This window comes from Persicirhabdus sediminis (assembly GCF_016595495.1).
In the GTDB taxonomy this organism is placed as follows: domain Bacteria; phylum Verrucomicrobiota; class Verrucomicrobiia; order Verrucomicrobiales; family Akkermansiaceae; genus Persicirhabdus; species Persicirhabdus sediminis.
The window spans coordinates 191,880-213,875 of sequence record NZ_JAENIM010000045.1; the positions used below are offsets into that span (position 1 = coordinate 191,880).

At 51.0% G+C, this 21,996-nt stretch carries 19 protein-coding genes; 8 read left to right on the forward strand and 11 right to left on the reverse strand.

Annotated features, from left to right (window positions below):
• Positions 1-347 precede the first annotated feature (347 nt).
• From JIN82_RS15160 to JIN82_RS15200, 9 genes are all read right to left on the reverse strand, one after another.
• Positions 348-1,139 carry an ABC transporter ATP-binding protein gene (locus JIN82_RS15160; protein ID WP_200312511.1) on the reverse strand — a complete coding sequence of 264 codons (792 nt, stop codon included), beginning with the start codon at positions 1,137-1,139 and terminating at the stop codon, positions 348-350.
• 90 nt (positions 1,140-1,229) lie between these two features.
• Positions 1,230-2,264 carry an ABC transporter ATP-binding protein gene (locus JIN82_RS15165; RefSeq protein ID WP_343221750.1) on the reverse strand — a complete coding sequence of 345 codons (1,035 nt, stop codon included), beginning with the start codon at positions 2,262-2,264 and terminating at the stop codon, positions 1,230-1,232.
• Positions 2,257-3,252 (reverse strand): ABC transporter ATP-binding protein, encoded by a 996-nt coding sequence (locus JIN82_RS15170; RefSeq protein WP_200312512.1) that lies wholly within the window; start codon positions 3,250-3,252, stop codon positions 2,257-2,259. The genes JIN82_RS15165 and JIN82_RS15170 overlap by 8 nt, the downstream gene beginning before the upstream one ends.
• A gap of 1 nt (position 3,253) precedes the next feature.
• The gene (locus JIN82_RS15175) at positions 3,254-5,362 is read right to left on the reverse strand and encodes an ABC transporter substrate-binding protein (RefSeq protein WP_200312513.1); all 2,109 of its coding nucleotides are present in this window, start codon (positions 5,360-5,362) and stop codon (positions 3,254-3,256) included.
• Positions 5,362-6,894, reverse strand: a complete 1,533-nt coding sequence (locus JIN82_RS15180) for an ABC transporter permease subunit (RefSeq protein WP_200312514.1) — start codon at positions 6,892-6,894, stop codon at positions 5,362-5,364. The genes JIN82_RS15175 and JIN82_RS15180 overlap by 1 nt, the downstream gene beginning before the upstream one ends.
• 2 nt (positions 6,895-6,896) lie before the next feature.
• Complete coding sequence (locus tag JIN82_RS15185; RefSeq protein WP_200312515.1) at positions 6,897-8,225, reverse strand: ABC transporter permease; 1,329 nt, start codon at positions 8,223-8,225, stop codon at positions 6,897-6,899.
• Positions 8,226-8,425: 200 nt separating this feature from the next.
• On the reverse strand, positions 8,426-9,640 hold the full coding sequence (locus JIN82_RS15190) for a porin (RefSeq protein WP_200312516.1): 1,215 nt from the start codon (positions 9,638-9,640) through the stop codon (positions 8,426-8,428).
• Positions 9,641-9,862: 222 nt separating this feature from the next.
• On the reverse strand, positions 9,863-10,630 hold the full coding sequence (locus tag JIN82_RS15195) for an HAD family hydrolase (protein ID WP_200312517.1): 768 nt from the start codon (positions 10,628-10,630) through the stop codon (positions 9,863-9,865).
• Positions 10,631-10,699: 69 nt separating this feature from the next.
• Positions 10,700-11,815, reverse strand: coding sequence for a serine hydrolase domain-containing protein (locus tag JIN82_RS15200; protein ID WP_200312518.1), 1,116 nt, complete (start codon positions 11,813-11,815; stop codon positions 10,700-10,702).
• Between the two features lie 49 nt (positions 11,816-11,864).
• Here JIN82_RS15200 and trmB point away from each other — a divergent pair, with 49 nt between their 5' ends.
• The 4 genes from trmB (at position 11,865) to JIN82_RS15220 (ending at position 14,710) form a co-directional block, all read left to right on the forward strand.
• Positions 11,865-12,524: a tRNA (guanosine(46)-N7)-methyltransferase TrmB gene (trmB, locus tag JIN82_RS15205; RefSeq protein WP_234042086.1), complete on the forward strand. Its 660-nt coding sequence runs from the start codon at positions 11,865-11,867 to the stop codon at positions 12,522-12,524.
• Between the two features lie 160 nt (positions 12,525-12,684).
• Entirely contained in the window at positions 12,685-13,398 is a 714-nt protein-coding gene (darT, locus tag JIN82_RS15210) for a type II toxin-antitoxin system toxin DNA ADP-ribosyl transferase DarT (RefSeq protein ID WP_234042087.1), read from the forward strand.
• A gap of 1 nt (position 13,399) precedes the next feature.
• A complete protein-coding gene (gene darG, locus JIN82_RS15215) occupies positions 13,400-14,461 on the forward strand; it encodes a type II toxin-antitoxin system antitoxin DNA ADP-ribosyl glycohydrolase DarG (protein ID WP_200312520.1) in 1,062 nt (353 codons plus the stop codon).
• A 24-nt stretch (positions 14,462-14,485) separates the two neighbouring features.
• Positions 14,486-14,710 (forward strand): hypothetical protein, encoded by a 225-nt coding sequence (locus JIN82_RS15220; protein WP_200312521.1) that lies wholly within the window; start codon positions 14,486-14,488, stop codon positions 14,708-14,710.
• Here the strand turns inward: JIN82_RS15220 and JIN82_RS15225 are convergent, their stop codons facing one another.
• A complete protein-coding gene (locus JIN82_RS15225; protein WP_200312522.1) occupies positions 14,711-14,896 on the reverse strand; it encodes a hypothetical protein in 186 nt (61 codons plus the stop codon).
• Positions 14,897-15,165: 269 nt separating this feature from the next.
• Here JIN82_RS15225 and JIN82_RS15230 point away from each other — a divergent pair, with 269 nt between their 5' ends.
• Entirely contained in the window at positions 15,166-15,843 is a 678-nt protein-coding gene (locus JIN82_RS15230) for an RDD family protein (protein ID WP_200312523.1), read from the forward strand.
• A gap of 16 nt (positions 15,844-15,859) precedes the next feature.
• Here JIN82_RS15230 and JIN82_RS15235 read toward each other — a convergent pair whose 3' ends face one another.
• Entirely contained in the window at positions 15,860-17,659 is a 1,800-nt protein-coding gene (locus JIN82_RS15235) for a glycosyltransferase family 4 protein (RefSeq protein WP_200312524.1), read from the reverse strand.
• Between the two features lie 165 nt (positions 17,660-17,824).
• Between JIN82_RS15235 and queA the strand changes: the two genes are divergently transcribed.
• From queA to JIN82_RS15250, 3 genes are all read left to right on the forward strand, one after another.
• On the forward strand, positions 17,825-18,799 hold the full coding sequence (gene queA / locus JIN82_RS15240; RefSeq protein ID WP_343221751.1) for a tRNA preQ1(34) S-adenosylmethionine ribosyltransferase-isomerase QueA: 975 nt from the start codon (positions 17,825-17,827) through the stop codon (positions 18,797-18,799).
• Positions 18,800-18,913: 114 nt separating this feature from the next.
• Positions 18,914-20,494: a c-type cytochrome gene (locus tag JIN82_RS15245; protein WP_200312526.1), complete on the forward strand. Its 1,581-nt coding sequence runs from the start codon at positions 18,914-18,916 to the stop codon at positions 20,492-20,494.
• Positions 20,485-21,990: a DUF7133 domain-containing protein gene (locus tag JIN82_RS15250; protein ID WP_200312527.1), complete on the forward strand. Its 1,506-nt coding sequence runs from the start codon at positions 20,485-20,487 to the stop codon at positions 21,988-21,990. The genes JIN82_RS15245 and JIN82_RS15250 overlap by 10 nt, the downstream gene beginning before the upstream one ends.
• Positions 21,991-21,996 lie beyond the last annotated feature (6 nt).

Below are 21,996 nucleotides of genomic sequence, written 5' to 3' on the forward strand. Positions count from 1 at the left end.
TTCATTTCACAACTAAATGTATGAACCTACATCTCGTCAAAGAATTGATCGGCCCTGATATACCCTTCTTCACACGAGTCGGTCATGAGACGGTATTGCGAGCCATCCAGAATGCTAACTACCTCACCATTCTCATCTAACGAGCACAGTCGACCATTAAACGAGTCCGTAGTCACGCAGACATATTCAGCCCCATTTTGGTCAGAAAACTTCAGCCACCCGCAGGGAATCATCGTTTCGAAAACAAGCTCGATCATTGGCACTAGCATTACAGGAAAGTTAGATCGCTGTCGAGACCACACATTCAAATCTGCTCAAATCAGCCACACACCTAGCTGATAGCAAAATCACCCCGCCGGACACGACTTTTCCTGATCCCAGCCGAGACCGGAATCGCCGGTGACAAAGGCTTTGAGCTCGGCATCCTCTGAAGCCTCTAACTCAGCTGGCGTCCCCTGCCAGTAGACTTCGCCTTTTTTCATATAAACCACACGATCAGCAATGCGGAAAACCGAGCGCATCTCGTGAGTGACCACCACGTTAGTCATCTTATGGGTATGCTGCAGGCACTTGATGAGGTGGTCGATAGTATCCGCGGTGACCGGGTCTAGGCCAGCGTGTGGTTCATCGTAGAGCACGCAGGCTGGGTGGGTCACAATCGCCCTAGCAAGCGCAACACGCTTGCGCATACCTCCAGATAGATCGGAGGGCATTTTCTCCTGCTGGCCACCGAGATTAACAATCTCTAGCACTTCAGCCACACGTCTATCCATTTCGTCCTGATCTTTGACGCCAGCTTCTTGCATGGCAAAGGCAATATTACCGCCCACGCTCATGGAGTCAAACAAAGCGCCATTTTGAAATAACATGCCCATCTTAGTGCGCACGGCTGCTAGCTGGCGCTCATTCATTCTGGAAATATCAACACCATCCACTTCCACCGTGCCCTTCCATGGCTGCATCAAACCTAACATGTGCTTCATGAGCACCGATTTGCCGCCCCCTGAAGTACCTAGCAGCACCAGCGTCTCCCCCTGATAGACATCGAGGTCGACACCTTTGAGCACGTGATGCTCACCAAAACGTTGGTGCAAATCACGTACTTTGATGATGACTGGTTTTTGTTCTAGCCCTGACACCACTCCTTTATGGCCAATTTCTAGGCACACTCCAAGCTTGTTATCCTGTTGCTAGAGTTAAAATGCCGCGATGTCCACTATCTCTCTGGCTCATTGGCTATCCGCTAGCTGACGAGCCCGCTGGTAATCCTCATCTTCCAGACAACAAGGATCCGCAGCCACCCAGTGACCCGGTTCAATTTCTACCAGAGATAAGTCTAAGCCAATGCTTTCTTCATAGCGTGGGTGGTTAAGCCTATGGCCAAAAGCACTTCCAGCTGGTGGATTGATAGGCGACGGCACATCACCACCTAATACCTCTCGCTGCTGACGCGCAGCTGGATCCGGCACCGGAATCGCCGCAATCAAGGCCTTGGTATAGGCATGTTTAGGATTTTTATAAATGGTATCGGCATCTGCTAGCTCAACAATTTTGCCCAAATACATTACAGCTACACGATCTGAGATATGTTTCACCACCGCTAAATCGTGAGCAATGAAAACATAAGACAGTCCAAATTCCTCCTGCAGCTCTAGCAGGAGGTTGAGAACTTGGCTCTGCACAGAAACATCCAGCGCGGAAACTGGCTCATCCAAAACTATCAATTCTGGCTTCAGCGCTAACGCTCTAGCAATACCAATACGCTGACGTTGACCACCGGAAAATTCGAACGGAAAGCGATCCACTGCAGACTCTGATAGACCGACTCGATTGAGCAAACTAAGCACCTGCTCGCGGCGGCTCTGCGCATTACCAATGTTCTGAATCACTAACGGCTCGGCAACAATCTCTCCCACACTCATGCGCGGATTGAGAGACTCAGCTGGATCCTGAAACATCATCTGAAACTGACGACGCAGCGGTCTCAGCTGGCGCTGGCTCATCTTGGTGATGTCTTGGCCATTGATGGCAACCTTTCCAGCGGTTGGCTCGTAAAGCCTAACGATGGCTTTGCCTAGAGTCGACTTGCCACAGCCAGACTCACCAACAATACCTAAGGTTTCACCTTTTTTCAGGCTCAGAGAAATTCCATCCACCGCCTTACAGGCACCTGACTTCGTTAGAAAAATACCACCGCGCAGCGGGAAATGCATTTTCAAATCATCCAGCTGTAATAGGCATCTATCACCTTCCTCATTATTCATCATGGCCTCCTTGCTCTTGCACACACAGCGGGCAGTTTTCTACCCAATGACGAGGTGCTATTTCTATAAAATCAGCACGATTTGTTAGCGTTTCTCCAGTGCGTTCCATTCGCTGGCAGAATCGACAGCCAGGAACAAATTCATCAATGCTAGCCACATTTCCGGGGATCGTTTTTAATACACTCTTACGCGGTGTATCCAGCCGTGGGATGGACGCTAACAATCCCTGCGTATAGGCGTGCCGAGGATTGGCAAATAAGTCGTAAACACTCGCCTGCTCAACCACGCGACCACCGTACATCACCACCACCTCGTCACAGCTTTCGGCAATCACACCGAGGTCATGAGTGATTAGAATCACACTCATGCCTTGGTCTTTTTGCAGCTGGCTGAGCAGCTCAAGAATCTGCGCCTGCACGGTCACATCCAGCGCCGTGGTCGGTTCATCGGCGATCACTAACTTCGGGTTGCATGCCAGCGCAATAGCGATCACTACACGCTGGCGCATGCCGCCTGAGAGCTGGTGAGGGTAATCACTAACACGAAGCTCAGGCGATGGGATGCCAACCATTTCTAAAAGCTCGATAGAACGTGCCCACGCCGCTTTTTTATCCAGCCCGAGGTGCAATATCAACGACTCACTGAGCTGCTTGCCAATGCGGTGCACTGGGTTCAGCGCGGTCATCGGCTCTTGGAAAATCACGCCAATCTCCCCACCACGCACTTCATACAGCCTCTCGTGATCGGCCTTTAATAAGTCTTCGCCACAAAAGTTCACCTCACCTGCTAGAATCGTTCCAGCTGGCTGAGGCAGCAGCTGGACGATCGACATGGCGGTGACGGATTTACCGCAGCCACTCTCTCCAACAATGCCCACCGTCTTGCCTGCCGGCACGGAAAATGACACTCCATCCACCGCTACTAACTGGCCGCCTTCGGTATCAAAGGCAGTCACCACATTTCGCAGTTCTAATACATTTTCAGCCATCTTAGTGTTCTCTAAATTGATCGTAAACTTTTTCTACTTCAGGGAATTTGCGCCCATCACGTTTGGCTTTCAAGGTCTCCTGCTTCACCTCGTCATCTATCCAATAGAGGTAGCTGTCGCGTGGTTCATAGACCACTGGTACGCAGAATTTAGTAGTCTCACTATCAGGCCATTTCAGCCAGCGCCAGAATGCCAAGGAAGTGAAACTTCTATCAGCCCCCATGATAACCAAGGCATCATCGTGAATGATCTGTTGGATCTCATAGGCTGCTTTTTTGAACTCATCTACCGTGCGCGCATTGCGGGTAATCTCTACCAACTCGTCCATCCGTGGGTTGGCATAACTATTAAGATTATTGGTATTGGGCTTCCTTTTTCCTTTATCGTCAAAGGCTTGATCGCTGTGAAAAAATTGTCTGTAGTTAGGAAACGGTGGCCCCACTCCCCAGCCGCTATAAGTCGTTTGGTGCTCTTTGCCTAAGACCTTTTTATAAGTCACACTGCCATTCAAGCTATCCAAGCGCAGCTCGAATCCACAGCGCTTGGCCTCCTCTTTGAGCACATTCATGATCTTCTCACGAGTCTCTTCACGGGTGTAGGTCACAGGCACTGATAGACGCGTGCCGTCTGGCTTGCGACGAATACCATCTGCTCCCATTTCGGTGAATCCAGCGCGCTCAAAGGCCTTCACCGCCTCGGTGATAGAAAACTGGCGAGGTCGTAAATCTGGCTGGGTGAGTTCGCCAAAGCCAGAGCTGAAGCTATTGAGTCGCTCGTAGTCGCCGCGGAATACTGAGTCGATGACCTTTTGAAAATTCATCGCATGATGCATGCCAATGCGCACATCCTTATCGCGCATCAATCCCTCATCAACATTCAGATAGATGCCCCACGGAATTCTTGGCCATCTGTTATAAAACCTAACCTTCTCGATATAACCGTCAAAAACTGGCTCAATTTCTGTTTTCTCATACCAGTATTCTGGCACCGAAACGGGAAATGAATCCAGCTCGCCAATGCGGAATAACTCAAAAGCTTTGTTCATATCACGAATCACCTGATAGACGATTTTATCCGTATTGAAGCGATAACGATAATACTGGTTATCTTTGGCCCACCAGTCTTTCACGCGGCTCAGAGTAATCGATCTGCCTTTGACAATACCGCCAGGTTCTACCGTGTAGGCGCCAGTCGTTGGTGGTACGCGCCATTGGTAGCGGTCTTTGTAATCTGGCCCGTACTCGCTATAAAATCCAGGGTTAGAAGGAGATAATCCACCAGCGTACATGGGTGCCATCAACTTAACTTCCGGCAAGCTAACGGATAACAAATCGTCAGCGTAAACGGTGATGTTAGCGTATTGCTCTTTGAAGTACTGCTTGGAAAAAGGATTAAAAACATGATCAGAAATACGCACGTAGATAGATGTCATGAAATCCTTGGCCATCACCTTATCACCATTCGAATAGGTGGCCTTTGGGTTGATGCGGAAATAAACAGTACGTCCATCTGCTGACTCAGCCCACTCACTGGCAAGCCCAGGAATCAACTCCATGGTGTCTGGGTGTAAAGTCACCAAGCCCATAGAAAAATCATCGTACATCTTACCACGGAAGCTATGGTTTGAGTTTGGACCAAATGGCCTAACGGTTGGTGGAAACGCCAACATGAAATCATGCATCACGCCACCTTTGATCGCTCTCTCATCGCCAATTTCTGGCTGGTCTAATCCATCTACCCAGCTGAGATCTTGCGGTATGGCGCTTGCATCTTGAAAGCTGAAATAACCATCTAATGATTTTCTAAATTGGTATTTTTCGAGTTCGCGTTGGGCAGCTTGCACTCGCTGTTGCGCGGCGAGCTGAGCCTCTTCCCCCTCTGCTGCGAGCGCCTTTTCTTGCTCATCAGTTAGTGCCTTTTGTGCCATTTCCAGCTGGCTGTCCAGCCAGCTATCAATCTCCTCGTTATACTTCTCAATAAAGCCGTCGAGATCGTAAAGCACGACATCATCGCCAGCTTTCTGTTGACGTTTACAGCTGGTCAATGAGATCGACAAACCAGCTAACAAACACACCATCATGGTGCTCCATTTTATGAATCGTTTCTGCATTATCGATAAGTTGTAAATTTTTTCGGATCAAAGGCCTCGCGTATGGCTTCACCAACAAAGGTGACTAGCACCAACAATAAGACCAACATGGTGAAAGCTGAGCTAACAATCCACGGTGATGATAGATTATTTAATCCATCCTGAAGCAGTTGCCCCCAGGTGGCATATTCAGATGGCAGACCAAAACCAAGGTAGTCGAGCGAGGTCAAGGCCAAGACAATACCAGACACACTGAACGGGATCAGGGTCACTAAAATAGCTACTGAGTTAGGCAAGATGTGCCTGAAGATAATCCGTGGAGTAGATGCGCCAAGCACACGCGCCGCAGCCACATAGTCACGCTGCTTTTCTTTCAGCGCAGCGGTACGCATGAGGTAAGTCATGCCCATCCAGCCAAATAAAATCAAAATAGCTAGGATGAGTCCCAAACCACGTAATTGGTCTGGCAGTAACGAACTCATGATCAAAACAACAAACAAAAATGGGATATTGGAGAATATCTCAATCAGGCGCTGAACTAAAATATCTACGGTACCACCAAAGTAGCCCATCAATAAACCTACAGTAACACCAATCAGATAGACACAAGGAATATATAACAAGGCTGCCTTTATATTGACCTGCAGCCCGCCGTATAAATAGGCAATGACGTCTAGCCCTTTTGAATTGGTTCCTAAATAGAGTTTTTCAGCTGGCAGTGGTGGTGCTGGATTATAGTGAACAATACGGAGATCCGTCACTTCAGCGTTGAGAAAATCGGCTAGTTCACCCGCGCCAGAATAATTCTCTTGGCTAGCATTTCCCTGCTGATAGGTCGCTGAATAAACACGCTCTTTTTGTTCATCCCAGCCGTCAGCTACTCCCTGTTTGATGCCCTCACGCAGGCGGTAGCGAATATGCATGGAGGTTGGTTCCTCGACATCGTACAAGCTAGCTGCCAAACCTGAATACGGCAGGCCCGTGCGTTTGCTAAAATACACACCGTCGCGCAGCTCTAATGACTCTGATACAGCTGGAATCGAGTCGTTGCTAGAGTCATAAGGAATCAATGGCATCAACAGCCAGTTTCCCTGATCTTCACGCGCAAAGTCCTTTTTCAACTTTCGATAGTTAGGCTCGGAAACAGCGGCGTCACCGGTGAGCCCGAACTGCTCGCCCATCAGCGGATTTTGCATCAGCGCGGGAAAACTCAGCTGGCCATCGTAGTAAACAACTAGCGCACGTTTTCCAACCACTAGCTGATCAAGAGCTGCTAACAAGATCATCGCAATCAAAAGAATGAACGCGACATAACCCCGCCGAATGCTCTTAAAGCGCTGCAGCCGGCGCACCGTCATCGGTTTAAAATTAAAGTGTTTTTGCCTTTTACACAGTAGTCCGATGCCGATGACCAATACCACAATTGAGCAAATATATCCAAAGGCGACATGCAGCTGGAACGGCCAGCTGAGTGTCGGCAAGGCCAGCCCGCAGGCCCAGCCCGCGATGGCAATGACTCCTAGAAGGATCAATGAAATAGCTAGTTTTCTCATGCTTAGTTAAATTTAATTCTAGGGTCTACCATGGCCACGACCATGTCCGAGATCACATTGCCCAATAACATGAGGAAGGCCGAGATGGTCAATGTGCCCATAATTACTGGCATGTCTTTATCTGTAATTGCTTGGAATTGCATCAAACCAAAGCCGTTGATATCAAAAACGGTTTCAATCAATATAGATCCGCTAACAAAGATGGTTAGCAAACCACCAATAGATGTAGCGATTGGTATCATTGAGTTGCGCAGCGCGTGGCAAAATACTGCCCGCTTGAAGCTAACACCTTTAGCCATGGCAGTGCGAACGTAGTCAGCAGCTAGATTGTCCATGAGGTTATTTTTCATCATCATGGTGGTACCGGCAAATCCTCCAACTACATAACAAAGCAGCGGCAGAACCGTGTGATGCGCTAGATCGAGCAGCTTCTCCAGCCCGCTGAGCTCGGAGAAATTATCACTAACGAGGCCAAATAAGGGAAAGATCTCAGCGCGCGCACCAAGATAAACCAGCAATACCGCGCCGAGCGCAAAGCCAGGAATCGAATATCCTAAGAAAATAAGAATCGAGCTGAAGTTATCGACAAAGGTTCGGTGTTTGATTGCCTTCAATATCCCCAGCGGGATGCAGACCGAATAAGTGATCAGGGCGGTAAGAATACCAAAATACAAAGCGATAGGAACACGCTCAAAAACCATTTCTATCACAGGATCTCCATAAGTGGATGAATTGCGCAAATCCCCTTGCAGCAAACCTGAATAGTTCGTTTTAAAAACTACTGCTCGGTGACCGTAGTTAGGTGGTTTGGCATCGGCATCAGTTTGCCGACGTAACCAGCGATCTTGCCTATCAGCTGGTGATTCTACGCGGGCACTCCAGCCAGCATTTTCAATTTTCTCCCCAGTATCTACAAAAACAGCGGATACCAGCTGGTCACCATTGCGAGTTACTTTGACCACCCGGTCAGTGCCTTTGGCGACCACATCGATGGCTTCAGCGCCATCAGCTAGCGGTTCAGCGGCCTCAGAAAATTCCCGCTTTGATAGATTATCTTCACGCGCTACTACGCCGAGCCACTGGCCGTAGGCAATCAACATCTTTTTATCGACGCCAAATTCCTCCTCCATAGCTTCGACTTGCTCGTCACTCATGCCGCCTTGTTGGTGGCTGGAGTTAGATTTACCACCATCGCCGTTAGCAGCTTGCTCTTGCAGCAGTCTTTGCACTGGCCCGCCGGGAGCAACTCGGGTCACTGAAAAGACAAGCCAAGTTACCCCTAGCAAGGTCAGCGGGATCAATAACAGTCGTCGTATAAAGTAGGCTTTCATTTGGCAAAAAATGAACAAAGACACACTCTTCATTCTATCGCCACCAGTCATAAGCCAGCCCACAGCTGCGCGCAAGAGGGAATCTTGAGGATACAGGCAAATGCCAGCTCGCCCAGACACGCAGACAAAAAAGTGCCGGGCCCCCTAGCGAAAGGGACCCGGCAACAAACAGACAAAATAACTATCAGATCTAAATCTGATTAGAAGTACATACGGTATGCAGCCCACAGAGTAGTAGCGTCTGCGTCACCGTTTGGAGTAGAAAGGTTATCATACTCAACACCGAGCATTACCTTTGATGCGTTGCCGCAGAGGTACCAGTTTACACCAGCATAGATTGAGTGAAGGCTGTCACCACGACCGCTGTTTACGTCAGCACCGTGATCACGGCGGAAGTAACGGCTGTTGGTACGGATACCTTCTGACTCGCTAGAACCAGAGTATGAGTAACGACCTACAGCTTCGAGAGTGTCTTCAACCAACCAGTATGAAGGAAGGAGAACAAGACCGTAGAATGAACCGTCGCGGTCTTCGCCTTGGTCACCGTTGTCACCGTAGATGGCGTTTGCCATGAATTCAAAGCGACCGCGCTCCATGTAGTATGCAATTGATGTTGCCCACTTGTAATCAAGCAGATCATCTTGGTTAGAATCTACATTGTTATAACCGTAATCGAAGAGGAGTTCGTCACCGTTAGCAAACTCGTAGCCGAGGTTGATAAGGTACATTTCACCGTCGTTCCATCCTGCTAGGTCGTCGCTTTCAGTTGTGCTGTATACACTAGCAGCACCGCTCCATGCGCCTTTAGCTGCGTTTACAGTAACACCAGTACCGCGAGCAGATGCGTATACTTTGTTGGAAATTGCAGAACGCTCAACAGTCTTGATGCTCTTTGATGATTCGTGAGCTTCAGCACTAAGCGTCCACTTCTGACGACCGTAAGTTACGCCAAGTTTATCAACACCACCGAGGTCGAACTGCTTCTTGGCATCCCAAGAAAGCTTGAGTTCGTCAAAGCTCTGGTAGCCCCAGTTGAGATCACCACCGCCTGGGCGACCGTCGCTAACCATGTTGATGTTACCTTTGAGTTTGAATGTGTTGAGGAACTTAAGCTCAGCACCAAGACGAGCACGGCGGTGCTCAGTGAAATTCTCGTTAAAGCTATCACCATCAACATCTGATCCGTTGATTTGTGCAACCTGATACTGGTAGCGACCGAAGAACTTCAGCTGCTGAACGTATGGGTTTGAGCTATCTTTGTAGACTGTGCCGATAGATGTAAGTGTTTCGCACCAGTCACCGCAGTCAGCTGCTGGAGCTTGAGCTACAACTGGCTCACCTGCGATAGCAGGAGCTGCGAGTACAGAAGTAATAGCAGCTGCTTTGGCTGCTGATTTTAGTGTGTGTTTAATCATGAGTTTTCTTTGTGATATATTCTAGCGAATCCGTTCGGTTAGCTTGCCGAGCGGCCGCCAATTGCGAATTCGTCAGCACACTAGGTCGAAGGGGCCGGATTCTTTGAGTGCTTTTTTGTGACATAACCGTCACACTCTCTAGACATCTGTTTTATAACTACTCACAGATGCTAACAAGTCCACAATGCCATAAGGCTAAATCCCATGATTAGCTAGCTTATTCTAATGAGTTTGGTAGCAACCTAGAATCTGTTTGAGACATGCTCGCAGCCACTCTTTTTTGTTAGCCGTCGGTCTAGCAGGCTGCACCAATTGCCAATCAGCAGAGCCATCGGCATCAGCGGCGGCTTGTAGTTTTGCTGTTGGGTGAACGATCACCTTCTTTTCACAAATTCGCAGCATTGGCAGATCAGCATGGCTATCAGAATAGCCGATGCTGTTTTCTAGCACATCTCCAGCGGCGGGGTCAAATCCCTCAGGGAAGAGGTGAGTCATGCGGCCTAACTTCACCGCTCCCTTATTATTACCGCCATCAATATCGGGAAATAATGGCATGTAATCTTCGACGATCATTTTTGAAGCATAAGCATAATCAAATCCCATCGCCTTGCCCATAGCCACGGCATAAAACTCTGGGCTGGCTGAATTCAAAACCGTCACCCGCCCAGCTTGTTTATTTTTCTCCACCTCAGCGAGCACTTCTTCATAACAGATAGATGGAATACAATCGGCGACAAAGTCTTCACACAATGCCTCTAGGTGATCGCGACGCATACCGCAGAGGAAGCTGAAAAAGATGCGTTTCATGGTGCCGTCACCGAGAAACTTCGCCAGTGGCAGGAATGGCACAAAGACTAACAAATAGAGTCGTCGCCACCCTTCGCGCTGCAGCACGTAGTTACAAAAATACATCTGCATGTCCCACGGCACCAATGTCTGGTCCATATCAAACAGGGCGTATCCGGCGAATGGTTTCTCTTCTTTCTGCACGACCGCAGCTTGAGCCAGCGCCCTACAGATTGCAAGCACGAGTGAACTGGCTCAGCCAGCTGAAGCAGGCTACAAATAAAGCGCTTTCACCATTTCTAAGCTCTTGATGCCGGGCATCGGGCTGAGGTCCATCTGGTTCATGGTGTAGGCAAATGAAAGCCCGTTGCTAGGGTCACCAAAGGCATGGCTACCGCCAGCCCCTGGGTGACCAAAAGCAGATTTAGACAGTCCATAGAAGTGGCGCTCTTTGCGGCCAAAGTTATCTAATGGATCCAGCTGGAAACCACATGAGAATGCGGTATTGCGCAGCAGCACACGGTCGTAGCCATTGACGCGGATGCCACGCATCCAGCCTAACACAGCCGGTGAAAAAAATTCGATGCGGCCAATGGCCAGCTGATAGAACTTAGCCAGCGCGCTAGCGGTACCGACGCCCCCCATGGCGGGCAGCCCACATTGCCACGCCTCAGGCGAGTTCATCTCGCGCACCGAGTTGAGCCCACGCAGCGAGCTGAATGCCTTGCGCACGAGTGTGCCTTCGGTATTGATTTCGCGGTAGAACCCAGAGTCGAGGTCGCTTTTATCCATCTTGCCTGGGTACAGCCTAGCCATGCGGCCAAACTCGCTCTCAGGCAGGCCAATCCAAAATTCTATCCCCATGGGCTGGGCAATTTTCTCCCACCACACTTCACCTAAGGGTCTGCCACCAGTGAGCTCACGGACGATTTTTTCTAGCAAAAACCCATAACTTCTCGGGTGATACCCGTGGCCATCATCCAGCGGCCAGTTAGGAGTTTGTTGCTCCATCGCGTCTATCACTTCGTCGTAATCCCAGACGCTGGTTTTTTTATCTAACGCGGCTAAGCCACATTGGTGTGAGAGCATATGAGCGATGGTGGCATTCTCGTGAGGAAACTTTTCCCACAGCTCACGCACATTGGTCTCAGGCGTCATGCCTTGCTCTTCTAGCAGCTGGAGTAGAATGGCAGCCGCGGGTCCTTTGGTACAAGAATAGACAGGCACCATGGTATTTTGAGTCCACGGGTTTTGCTGTTCTTTTTCGCACCAGCCATCGGCGATGGAGAGGATTTCTTTGCCATCACGCCACACGCTCACCGAGGCTCCCAGCTCGCCATGATACTGGAAGTTGCGCGCGAATACTCGTTTGACTTTTGCGATGGGCACGCCCGCCAACATTCACATTCGCGAGCACAGTCCAAGCACAAAGTCGACGATGGCAGAGAAAATCGCTTGCAACCCGATCCAGCTCGGCAAAAACTGCCCGCGCATGGCCAAGAAACCACAGACTACTAGCCCACTACAATTCATTCCACAGGACTACTTCCGCCGGCTCAGCATCAATGAGATCTTTGCTGATGACAAACCGCTGGAAATTGACCTCGGCTGCGGCGATGGAACATTTCTGTTGGAAATGGCTAAACATTATCCCGAGCGTAACTTTTTGGGAGTCGAACGTCTGCTAGGACGCGTGCGCGGTGTGTGCAAACGCGCCGAAGATGCCAAACTCACCAACGTCAAAGTGCTGCGGCTCGAAAGCAAGTATACGCTAGAGTGGCTGCTGCCTGAGGAGAGTGTGAGCCGCCTCCACCTGCTGTGCCCAGATCCATGGCCAAAAGCCAAACACGCACGCCGCCGACTGGTGCAGCAAGATTTTCTCGAAGCACTGCGCAAAGTGCTCACTCCGGGTGGTGAGTTTCTTTTCAAAACCGACCACCCACCGTACTTCGAGTGGGTTGAGGAGGAAATCGAAACCTTCAGCAAGTTCAACCAGCTAGAGTGGCCAGAAGATGCCTTTTTCTATCCAAAGACAGATTTCCAAAAACTCTGGGAATCTCAGGGCAAATCACTGCAAGCGCTGAGGCTGCAGAAATAGCTGGCGTGAGCGCCAACTAGATTTTCTCTAAATTCCAGCTGGCTGGAATGCCTAAACTAATCTAATTGTTATGTGCAATTAGCCAAGCCAGCTTGGCTATCAAAACCTCTATACACTAATAGAATCTAGCAATCTCACCCAGTCCGACCAGCTGCTGCCCATGCTCATGAACGGCCAAGCGACTATGACGGAACTCTCTATGATACCTGCAGACCACCTTGAAAACACGCCCGTTTTCCATATCACCCATGTGGATAACTTGCCGAGTATCCTTAAAAAGGGAGCCCTCCTGTCGACAAATAGCGCCCGAGGAAAAACAAAAACTTCTATTGCTAACGAAGAAATACAGACACGCCGCGCAACCCGACTTGTAAGCCTAGCCCCAGGTGGTGTTCTGCACGACTACGTACCATTCTACTTCGCCCCCAGAGCGCCGATGCTCTACTGTAATCACCTCGGTAGCATTCAAAACGCTCGTGCTCAAGGGGAGATCATCTACTTTGTCACCACAGCTCAAATCTTGGCAGACAACAATGGCTTTGTATTTTATGACCGCCACGCGGTGCTGGCCCATGCTACTTGTTATAATCAACTTCTGGATCTGCAGAAAATTGACTGGCGTATTTTTTTCGAACACCCAACTGTAAGCGGCTACGCAAAATACTGGCAAGATAGGTACGATACCAACAAGCCACACTGGAGCAGTCGAAAAGAAGTCCGACAGGCTGAGTTTTTGGTTCACGAAAGCATGCACATTGACAACATTCAGAAGATCGTCACGCAAAACTCTGAGACAGCGGTGCGTGTGAATGTCGCTTTACAAGCAGCTGCTTCCACGCTTACCGTGGAAGTGAAACCCGACTGGTATTTCTAAAATGGCGATTCACATTACATCTGGAGATTTACTTCGCGCTGAGGCAGATGCCCTAGTGAATACAGTCAACTGCGTCGGAGTCATGGGCAAAGGCATTGCCCTCCAATTCAAAAAGAAATGGCCCGCAGCCTTCAAGGACTATAAAAAAATCTGCGATCATAAAGAGCTACGGCCAGGCACTATGCATGTCTATGAACTGGGAAAGCTTGCTGAAAAGCCCTACTATATTATCAACTTTCCCACCAAAGACCATTGGCGCGGCAAATCTAAGGTCACCTATATCACCGATGGTCTCAAAGAACTTGTCGCAACCATTCAAGAGCTAGGAATCAAATCGATAGCCATCCCTCCCTTAGGGTGTGGAAACGGTGGACTAGAATGGGGCCTCGTTCACAAACTCATTAACGATGCTTTTGAACCTATTGCAGACTCAGTAGACATCCAGGTCTTCGCGCCATTAGGTGCTCCCGCTGCAAAAGAAATCGTTGTGCATACTGAGAGACCCAAAATGACCAGTGGCAGGGCAATACTCATCCAGCTCATCTCTCTCTATCAAAAACTTGGCTACAGCCTGAGTAAAGTTGAAGTGCAAAAACTCTGCTATTTTGCCCAAGAAGCGGGCCAGCCACTGCGTCTCAACTACAGTAAAAATCAATTTGGCCCCTATGCTGATAACCTAAGGCATGTCCTTAACTGCATCGACGGACACTTTGTCGAAGGTGTAGGAGATCACGATACCTCTGAGATGAACCTGCAGCTTAAAGGAAATGCAAAGCAAGAAGCTGCTGATTTCCTAGATGGCGACAACGAGTCATTAGAACGGCTCGCTAGAGTGGGGAAACTTATTGAAGGGTTTGAAACTCCCTATGGAATGGAGTTGCTCGCTACGGTTCATTGGGTCGCCACAAAAGACAATTACTCTGCAAACCTTGAATCTGTTCTACAAGGCATCAAACAATGGGAGCCCACAAGGCCAGAGTGGAGCGCACGCAAAACAGCGCTGATGGGTGAAGCTCAGGTAGCAACCGCTCTCGAACAACTGAAAAGCTGCTCTTGGCTTTAACGGAATATCCATTTTAGGCAGCATATGCCATCCACCAATAACCGTATCATCAAAACAGAAGAACAATACGATCAGGCACTTGAGCGTATTGACTCCCTCATGATGGATGACCCAGCTGCGAACAGCGATGCAGGCAGAGAGCTTGAGCTTCTCGCCATGCTCGTCGAGCAATACGAGGACCTTGTTTATCCAGTGGACCTTCCTAGCACTAACGCGGTGGACAGATTCAGAATAGACCAGGCAGGGTGATTACTTTTTGTTATAAGTTTTGACCCAGCTGACGGTGGTGCCGTTGGCGAAGCTGGCCTGACCTTTTTCCTCAAACTTGTTCGTGCCATCAAATTTGACCCGATTAGAAAACTCAGCGCCTTCTCCTTGGTCGAGCAGAAAGACTTCAAGTTCATTGCCCTTAGCTTTGATTTTGAAAAATTCCACATTGCCTAGGCTACCGCTCTAGCGCTTTGAAATCCGCTGGCACGGGTTTTGCCTCGGCGGCATATCCTGCAGGAGTTAGAACCATCATGACTGCGACGACTAACAAAGATAAAATCGTTTTCATAAGCGTATGCATAGCTGGCTGCACATCACATGTCTAACATTAAGCGTGAAACAGATAGATGGCCAGCTGGCGAAAAATCGATTTTCCAGCTGCATTCTTGGAAATCCCAGCTAGTTTGTAAGTTAACCATAGCCCAATTTCCGACATGTCAGACGAGCAAGATAAACCAGCTGAGAGCAATGCTGGCATCCCCCAGCCAGATATTCCAAAACCGAGTATCCCGAAACCAACCATTCCGACGCCAAGCATCCCCAAGCCGGACATTCCTAAACCATCTATTCCCAAACCAAACATCGAGACCCCAGCTGCCGCAAAGGAGGAGACAGCTGCTGAGCCGACTCCGCCAAAGGATGAGGTAAAACCTGCGGCTGAGCCAGTAGCCAAAACAGACGACGCGCCAAGCACTTCATTGCTCGACACGGATGAATTTGCCGAAGCCGCCTTCAAAGAACGTGCGCTGGCTGGCCTGATCGACTGGGCGGTGTGGCTGGTTTTGTACATCGTGCTCATCGACTACGTCGCCTATGTGGCGGCCACGGCTTACATGCTGACACGCGATACGCTACCATTTCTCAATGGCCAGAGCATAGGCAAGAAAGTGATGAAACTGCGTGCCATCGGCAGCGACGGCAAAGACCTCAATGGCAATTGGCAGAAGGGTGTGCTGCGCAATGTCCTATTCCTCGTGCCGCTCGGCGGACTGGTTGAGCTCGGTATTCTTTATCTCAAAGATAGCGACAACAAACCACTGCTGCGCCTCGGCGACGAGTGGTTCAAAACTGAGGTGATTGTTGTCAACGAAGCACCTAATTTAGAGCAATAAAGTCAGAGCAATAAAATCATCGCGCGGCACGGTAGCACTCCAGCACCTGCCGCGCCGCATCGTCCCAGCTGAAATCTGCGATTTCCAGCTGGGTCTTTTTTTGCCTATCTCCTGACGGCTGATCCAGCGCACACTTTACCGCTCGCTGCCAGCCAGCTAGATCCCAGAAATCCAGCGCCTGCACACCAGCTAGCTGGTCGCGCACGCCGCTCTGGCGCGAGACGATTACCAGCATGCCCATCGCTGCGGCCTCCAGTGCCACCAGCCCAAATGGCTCCGACACCGATGGCATGCACAGCACCTGCGCACGCCTCATCACCGCTAGCAAATCACCGCGGTCCAGCTGACCGAGAAACTCGAGTTTTCCCTGCAGCTGACGGCGAGCCGCCATCGCCTTCAGCTCGTCACCTTTCTCACCTGATCCGGCGATAAAAAATCGCACATTCGCGCGCTCATCAGTCACCCGCTTGGCTAGCTCGACAAAAAACTCCGGCCCTTTCTGGTAAGTCAGCCGCCCGACAAAAAGTACCCACTTCTCATCATCATCGACGTCTATGATGGGCTCATGCCATCCCCGCTCAGTCACCCGCTCAGATTGTCTGTCTAGCTGTCGTGATAAGGCGCCGCTAGCCATTGCCTCTGCTTGGGTGGGGAAATTTTTCACCGCTGGCGGGTCAGCTGGATTTGCCGGCGAATAGGCATTGCTAATGACGGAGATTTTCTCCTCAGCCACGCCATAGTGGTTTTGCAAAATGTCTGCGGTGTAGGTGCTCACACAGACCACCACATCAGCCAGCTGGAAGGCCTTTTTTTCCAGCTGGAAAATCCAATCACGCGCCCAGCTCCCCAGCCTATCGTATTGGCTCGAGTGCACGTGCAGGATCACTGGTTTGCCCGTCAGTCGGCCCAGCTGAATAGCGGCTGGAAAAGTCATCCAGTCGTGCGCGTGGATCACCTCCGCTGAAGATGCCAGACCACGCAAAACCGCACGCCGTGTATAGGCCACCACCTTGGCGTGCAGATCACCCGCATACAGTTGGGCGTCAGAAAATCCACCATCATCACGCGCCGTCGCCGCCAGCTCAATCACCCGCTCAAGCGCACAGACACCAGTCGCTAACGCACGATCTCCCGCCAGCGCTGAGCGCCGCGCCCGATGCCTTCTGGGCACCCGCTCAGATTGTCTGTCTGGCTGTTGTCTTTTTGCCGCGTCACCCCTTGCCACTGCTTGAGGGTGAGAATTTTTCACCTCTGATCCCGCTCCGATAATGCCAGTCCGATTTGCCCGATTTGCCCACGGCGAAAATGTAAAATATCCATTTGCCTCCGCCGCACTCTGCCAGCCAAAACCAGCCACTCTGGATTTCCCGTGACGACAAAAACAATGCGCATGTCCACGCAGCCCATTTCCCCCCGCGTAGGGTGACCATTTTTCCACCGCCATCTCACGCGCCGGCCCAGCAGCCGCGTCATACGGCGAAAAATCCCCCCACTGAGTCGCGCAGGCATAGGCATTGGGAAAAATTCTCCCCTCCGCCGATGGTGATCGATTTCCAGCTGGAAACCTCACCCGCGCTCGCGAGCCATCCACCTCCCGCTCAGATTGTCTGTCTGACTGTCCTAGCTGGTACGGCTGCAGGCTCGGTGAAACCGTCAATCCCTCAGCTGGCGGAAACAAATCCATCGGCACCACGAGGTCCACCTCGGCTAGCTTTTCCAGCGCCTTCACCAATCCAAAACAAGCCACTCCGAGCCCACCGCTCACCGCAGGTGGATACTCCCACCCCAGCATCAATACCCGCCATCGATCCGCCATCAGCCCAGCACGCTAGCCAGCTGAAATAATCACGCCAGCGAAAAAAAACAAGCGTGCCGAAATCCGTCACCATCCATCGGTCAGCCATTTCCCCCGCAGTGCCCACAATGGGCTAAACTTGAAACTTGAATCTTAGCCTCGCCGCTTTATGCATCTGCCATGGATTTGCGCACCGCTGATTTTGACTACCATCTGCCTGAAGAACTGATTGCCAGCCGCCCGCTGGAAAATCGTGCAGCCTCGCGCATGATGGTGATTGATCGCAAAACTGGCACTATCGAACACAAAATGTTTGCCGACTTCCCGCAGTACATGCGCGAGGACGACATGATTGTGCTCAATGATACCAAGGTGATTCCAGCTAGATTTCACTCCAATGATGGCAAAATCGAGATGGTTCTCACCGATAAACTCAGCGCCACTGAGTGGAGCTGTCTGGTGCGCCCTGGTAAGAAAATGAAAGTCGGTCGCACCGTTGAAGTCGCCGATGCCACCGGCACCGTAGTCGCCATTCAGGAAAATGGTAACCGCATCATCAGCTGGGACAAAGAGCTCGATATTGATGAAGTAGGCCACCTCGCGCTGCCGCATTACATGAACCGCGAGGACGACAAAGCCGACCGCGACCGCTACCAGACCGTTTATGCCCGCGAAGAAGGTGCCATCGCCGCTCCTACTGCAGGACTGCATTTCACCCCAGAAATGCTCGCCAAGCTGCCGCATACCTTCCTCACTCTGCACGTTGGCGTGGGTACATTTCGCCCAGTCAAAGCTGAGTACATCAAGGACCACGACATGCACAGCGAGCGCTACCACCTCAGTGCACAGAGCGCGGAAAAGATCAACCAAGCTGGACGTGTCATCTCCACCGGCACCACCTGCACACGCGTGCTCGAGAGCCTAGGAAAAGTAAACCCGACGCTCAGCGAAGCCACTGGAGAGACCGATATTTTCATCTCACCACCTTATGATTTTCAGGTGGTTGACTGCCTGCTTACTAACTTCCATTTGCCGCAAAGCACATTGATCATGCTAGTCAGCGCCTTTGCCGACCGAGATCTCATTCTCAAGGCCTACAACGAAGCCGTTGCCCATAAGTATAGGTTTTTCTCCTACGGAGACTGCATGTTAATTTTGTGACACCCCCCAGCCGATTTGATATTTTTCGTCACATTTTTAACCTAAAGTTACTTTTTTTAACGTATCTGAAAGTTCATATTGAGTCTATGGGTTATCATGTTATCCCACATGATAATGAACAAACGACTTCCACACATTTCGTGGCTCACCCTATCCCTCCTCGCTAGCGCCCCAGCTAGCTGGGCAGCAGACGGCGAAGCCCTATACACAACATACTGCGCCAGCTGTCACGGAGCAGACGGCAATGGCGCCGCTGGAGGAGCCTTTCCTCCACTAGCTGGCAGCGAATGGGTCAAAGGAGATCCAGCGCGTGGCCTCAACGCCGTGATCAAGGGGCTCATGGGGGAAATCGTCGTCAAAGACAAAGCCTACAACCTCGTCATGCCACCGCAGGGCGATACACTCAACGATAACCAGCTCGCTGATATCTTCAGCTACGTGCGCACCAGCTGGGGAAATAAAGAATCCGCCGTCACCGCCGAGCAAGTGAAAGCAATCCGCGCCGGCACTGCTGGCCAGACTGACATGTGGCAAGCTGACGCCTTGCTGAAAAAATACCCATTTCCTAAAAAGACCACTCCTGGCTTCCTGAAAAATGGCTTCCGCTCCATCTACGCTGACGTTGAGGCCATGCCAGATTTCAGCCAGCTGGAACCAGAATCCCAAGGAGAAGATAAATCAGGATTCCTTTCCCTCGACGGCATTCCCAAACAAAAACAACACTACGCAGTCGTCTGGGAAGCTGAGCTGATCGTGCCAGAAGATGGCGAATATACTTTCATCCTACGTAGCGATGACTCCGGCCGCGTCATCATGAATAAAAAAGAAGTCGCCATCATCTCCGGACTTGGCGGGCTTGACCGGGTCAACTCAGGAACCGTCACCCTGAAAAAAAGCGCCAACCCAATCCGCGTAGAATATTTCCAAGCTAAAGGAGGCGCGGGCATCATCCTCCAATGGAAAGGTCCAGGGCTAAAAGGCTCACCATTCATCAGCAAAAAACCGACCAAAAAGCCAAAACCATCCGCACCGCCAATCATTCTCAACCACGGCGACGCTGGCACCGCCCGCATCTACCGCCACTTCATCGAGGGCACCACACCGCGCGCCTATGCCGTTGGCTACGCTAACGATGCCAATCTGGCATTCAGCCTAGACCACTGCGCCGTCGAGCTCATGTGGACAGGCCCACTCATCGACGCTGGCCGCCACTGGACTGGCCGCGGGCAAGGAGCCACCAAACCTCCCGGCAAAAAACTCAGCAAAATAAATAGCCGATTGCCATTCGCCCAGCTCAGCGATGCCAAACAAAGCTGGCCAGCCAACGAGGAAAACCAGCTCATACCAAAGTTCCTCGGCATGGACCTCAACCAGCTCGGCGAACCAAGCATGTTCTATCAGGTGGCTGAAATGAACATCACCGATGTCGTCAGCCCAAATAAAGATGGCAGCCTAAACCGCCAGCTATCTATCAGCTCAAACAAAGCACCTGCTCAAAACCTCTACTTCTCTGCCGCAGACGGTCTAGCCGTCAAAAAACTCAACGAAACCAGCTTCCAGTTAGGCGACCACATCCAGCTAGATATTTCCTCCAGCGCAGCTGGCTCAGCCACCATCAACGGCCAATCAGTAGTACTCCCACTCGAACTAACAAAAGGAACACAAACCATCAACCTCAGCTACTCATGGAAATAAAATCAATCACCAGCCAGCTGACCCTAGCAGCCGTCATTAGCACAGCAGCTCTAGCTGAAAAAGGCCAAGAAGCTGTGATGGCACCACTGCCAGTGGATACCATGATGAGCGAGTTCTATACCAAAGAACTCATCCCCATGCCGGAAGGTGAAGTCATCGAAGTCGGCTCCATTGCCCTCATGCCTAACAATCGACTCGCCATCGGCACACGCCGCGGCGACATCTGGCTGGTAGACGGCGCCTACGCAGATGACCTCAGCAAGGTCAAATGGACACTCTTCTTCCGCGGCGCTCACGAGCCATTTGGCATGTTCTACCGCGACGGTTGGCTGCAATTTTCAGACCGTGGTGAGATCGCAAAAATCCGCGACACTAACGGCGACGACAAAGCAGATCAATTTCGCGTCGTCAATGCCAGCTGGGGAATCAACGGTGACTACCACGAATACAACTTTGGCAGCGAGCCAGACAAAGACGGCAACATGTGGACATTGCTCTGCCTAACGGGCTCAAAGTCAGCGCCATCAAAATTCCGCGGCTGGGCGATGCGCATCACCCCTGAGGGTGAAGCCATTCCCACCTGCTCAGGCGTGCGCTCACCAGGCGGCATCGGCTTCAATGCCAAAGGAGACCTTTTCTACTCAGACAACCAAGGGTTTTGGAATGGATCATCCTGCATCAAACACCTCAAGCCAGGTGGCTTCATGGGCAACCCAACAGGCAATGTTCACTACGAGCTAACTGATGCCATTGGCCCGCGCCCAACAGAACCTAACGAGGACTCAAGAATCCAAACCGAGCGCGCCCGCATCCCCGAGCTAGTGCCGCCAGCCGTGATCTTTCCCCACGTCATTGTCGGCCGCTCACCTACCGGCATCTTGCCTGACCTCACAGAAGGAAAATTTGGTCCCTTTGCTGAGCAGACATTTGTCGCCGAGCAAAATGGCGCCGAAGTCCAACGTGTCTATCTAGAAGAAGTCAACGGCGTCTATCAGGGCGCCGTGTGGAAATTCCTCAACGACTTCGCCACCGGCATCGTACCTATCCGCCTGAGCGACGATGGCACACTGTTCTGCGGCGGTACTAACCGCGGCTGGGGCGGCGCTGGCAAAGTACCATTCAGCCTCGAGCGCGTGCGCTGGAATGGCAATACCCCAACCGCCATGAAGGAAATGAAAGTCACCCCAGATGGCTTCGACATCACCTTCACCAAACCGATCGATAGCGCCGCTGCTAGCCAGCTAGAAAACTACCACATGCACTCGTGGACCTACATCTACCGCTCTGGCTACGGCTCACCAGAAGTCGATCCAACTGACCAGACCATCACTGATGTGAAAGTAGCTAGCGATGGGCTCAGCGTCAGCCTCAAAGTAGACAACCGCCAGCTCGGCCACGTCCACCACCTAGAACTTAAAAATATTAAAGGCAACGACGGCGCCACCCTGTGGCATCCAAACGTCTTCTACACCCTCAACGAAATCCCTAGCAAGTAGCGCTAG

Excerpts from the sequence above, each read along its gene's own strand:
- JIN82_RS15165 (WP_343221750.1), bottom strand. The coding sequence starts at position 2,264 with ATGAATAATGAGGAAGGTGATAGATGCCTATTACAGCTGGATGATTTG.
- JIN82_RS15245 (WP_200312526.1), top strand. The coding sequence starts at position 18,914 with ATGAACAAACGACTTCCACACATTTCGTGGCTCACCCTATCCCTCCTC.
- darT (WP_234042087.1), top strand. The coding sequence starts at position 12,685 with ATGCTCATGAACGGCCAAGCGACTATGACGGAACTCTCTATGATACCT.
- JIN82_RS15220 (WP_200312521.1), top strand. The coding sequence starts at position 14,486 with ATGCCATCCACCAATAACCGTATCATCAAAACAGAAGAACAATACGAT.
- JIN82_RS15170 (WP_200312512.1), bottom strand. The coding sequence starts at position 3,252 with ATGGCTGAAAATGTATTAGAACTGCGAAATGTGGTGACTGCCTTTGAT.
- JIN82_RS15230 (WP_200312523.1), top strand. The coding sequence starts at position 15,166 with ATGTCAGACGAGCAAGATAAACCAGCTGAGAGCAATGCTGGCATCCCC.
- JIN82_RS15185 (WP_200312515.1), bottom strand. The coding sequence starts at position 8,225 with ATGAAAGCCTACTTTATACGACGACTGTTATTGATCCCGCTGACCTTG.
- darG (WP_200312520.1), top strand. The coding sequence starts at position 13,400 with ATGGCGATTCACATTACATCTGGAGATTTACTTCGCGCTGAGGCAGAT.
- JIN82_RS15235 (WP_200312524.1), bottom strand. The coding sequence starts at position 17,659 with ATGGCGGATCGATGGCGGGTATTGATGCTGGGGTGGGAGTATCCACCT.
- JIN82_RS15175 (WP_200312513.1), bottom strand. The coding sequence starts at position 5,362 with ATGCAGAAACGATTCATAAAATGGAGCACCATGATGGTGTGTTTGTTA.
- JIN82_RS15250 (WP_200312527.1), top strand. The coding sequence starts at position 20,485 with ATGGAAATAAAATCAATCACCAGCCAGCTGACCCTAGCAGCCGTCATT.
- trmB (WP_234042086.1), top strand. The coding sequence starts at position 11,865 with ATGGCAGAGAAAATCGCTTGCAACCCGATCCAGCTCGGCAAAAACTGC.
- JIN82_RS15190 (WP_200312516.1), bottom strand. The coding sequence starts at position 9,640 with ATGATTAAACACACACTAAAATCAGCAGCCAAAGCAGCTGCTATTACT.
- JIN82_RS15180 (WP_200312514.1), bottom strand. The coding sequence starts at position 6,894 with ATGAGAAAACTAGCTATTTCATTGATCCTTCTAGGAGTCATTGCCATC.